Source organism: Leucobacter sp. M11 (assembly GCF_035726885.1).
Taxonomy (GTDB): Bacteria; Actinomycetota; Actinomycetes; order Actinomycetales; family Microbacteriaceae; genus JAPFRB01.
Genome location: NZ_JAPFRB010000001.1, coordinates 188,934 through 190,247, shown reverse-complemented (window position 1 = coordinate 190,247; position 1,314 = coordinate 188,934). Strand labels below are relative to the sequence as shown.

The 1,314-nt window shown below is 68.5% G+C and carries 2 protein-coding genes and 1 tRNA gene; 1 reads left to right on the top strand and 2 read right to left on the bottom strand.

What is annotated here, in order from left to right:
- Positions 1-280: hypothetical protein (locus tag OOT08_RS00960; RefSeq protein WP_325090717.1), on the top strand; the 280-nt coding region annotated here is incomplete at its 5' end.
- 191 nt (positions 281-471) lie between these two features.
- Here OOT08_RS00960 and OOT08_RS00955 read toward each other — a convergent pair.
- Positions 472-547, bottom strand: a tRNA-His gene (locus tag OOT08_RS00955).
- 49 nt (positions 548-596) lie between these two features.
- On the bottom strand, positions 597-1,211 hold the full coding sequence (orn, locus tag OOT08_RS00950; RefSeq protein ID WP_325090716.1) for an oligoribonuclease: 615 nt from the start codon (positions 1,209-1,211) through the stop codon (positions 597-599).
- Positions 1,212-1,314: the final 103 nt, after the last annotated feature.

Genomic DNA, 1,314 nt, shown 5'->3' with positions numbered 1-1,314 from the left:
AGCCGCCGATGCCGCGGCGAGCGACGCGGATGCCCAGGCTGACGCGGATGCTCAAACGGATTCTGACGCGGCCACCGACGCGGATGCCGCCGCTGACGGGGGCACGGACGCCACGGATGCCACGGATGGCGGCACGGCTACCGCGAAGCCGGGCACGGACCCGCTCGCGAACACGGGCTCCGGCTCCGGGGCGCTGACGGGCGGGCTGCTCGCGGCCGGGGCGCTCCTGCTCGGCGGCCTGGCGCTCGCCGGGCGGCGGGCGCGGGCGCTGCGTTCCTAGGCGAGCGCAGCTGATTCGTCGTGGGCGGCCGGGGGGCCGCCCGCGACGCCCTGCCGAGAGAAAAACTTTCCCGGATCCGCCCATCTCGGGCGCGTCTCGGCGTGTCCCGTCGCGCTCGGGGGCGCGGAGGGGCCGGGCGGAAACGACTGAGGCCCCGAACCGGATTTCTCCGATTCGGGGCCTCAATCACCTGGGGTGACTAACGGGACTTGAACCCGCGACATCCGGCACCACAAGCCGGCGCTCTACCAACTGAGCTATAGCCACCATGCGTTCCCTTCTCGCGAAGGCAACGAGATCTATAGTAGCAAATTTCCTAGGCGAATTTTTCCACTGCCGCGCTGGCGAGTCGTTTCGCATCCGCGCTGGCCGGTCCGGTGCCCTCGATCATGACGGCGGAGCGGTAATATTCCAGCTCGCGAATGGACTCGGTGATGTCGGCGAGGGCGCGGTGGCCGCCGTTCTTGTCCGGAGCGGAGAAGTACGTGGACGGGTACCAGCGCCGGGCAAGCTCCTTGAACGTGGAGACGTCGATGGAGCGGTAGTGCAGCCGCTCGTCGAGGGTGGGCATGAACTCCGAGATGAAGCGGCGGTCCATGCCGATCGTGTTCCCGGCGAGCAGCGGACGCTTGCCGGCGGGCACGAAGCGGTCGATGTAGGCGATGGTCTGGCGCTCGGCCTCGGCCATCGTCTCGCCCGACTCGATCAAGGGGAGCAGGCCGGACTCGCGGTGCATGTTCGTCACGAACTCGCCCATGTGCGCGATCGGCTCCGGCCCCGGGTTGATGACGACGCTGAAGCCCGGGTCGAGCAGGTTCAGCTCGAAGTCCGTGACGATCACCGCGATCTCGACGATGCTGTCCGCGGGCACCTCAAGACCGGTCATCTCGCAATCGATCCAAACCAACTGTTCCGCGGGTGCGCTCGACATACGTCTCTTTCTGCCTGTTCGGCGGGTTCCCGCCCCGCGTGAAGCCGCGGGGCCTCGCCCCGGGGTGCCCTGGGCGTTGGGCCAGTCTACTCTCGGCTGATCT

What these genes read in the sequence shown, in the direction of transcription:
- orn (WP_325090716.1), bottom strand. Translation starts at nt 1,211, where the DNA reads ATGTCGAGCGCACCCGCGGAACAGTTGGTTTGGATCGATTGCGAGATG.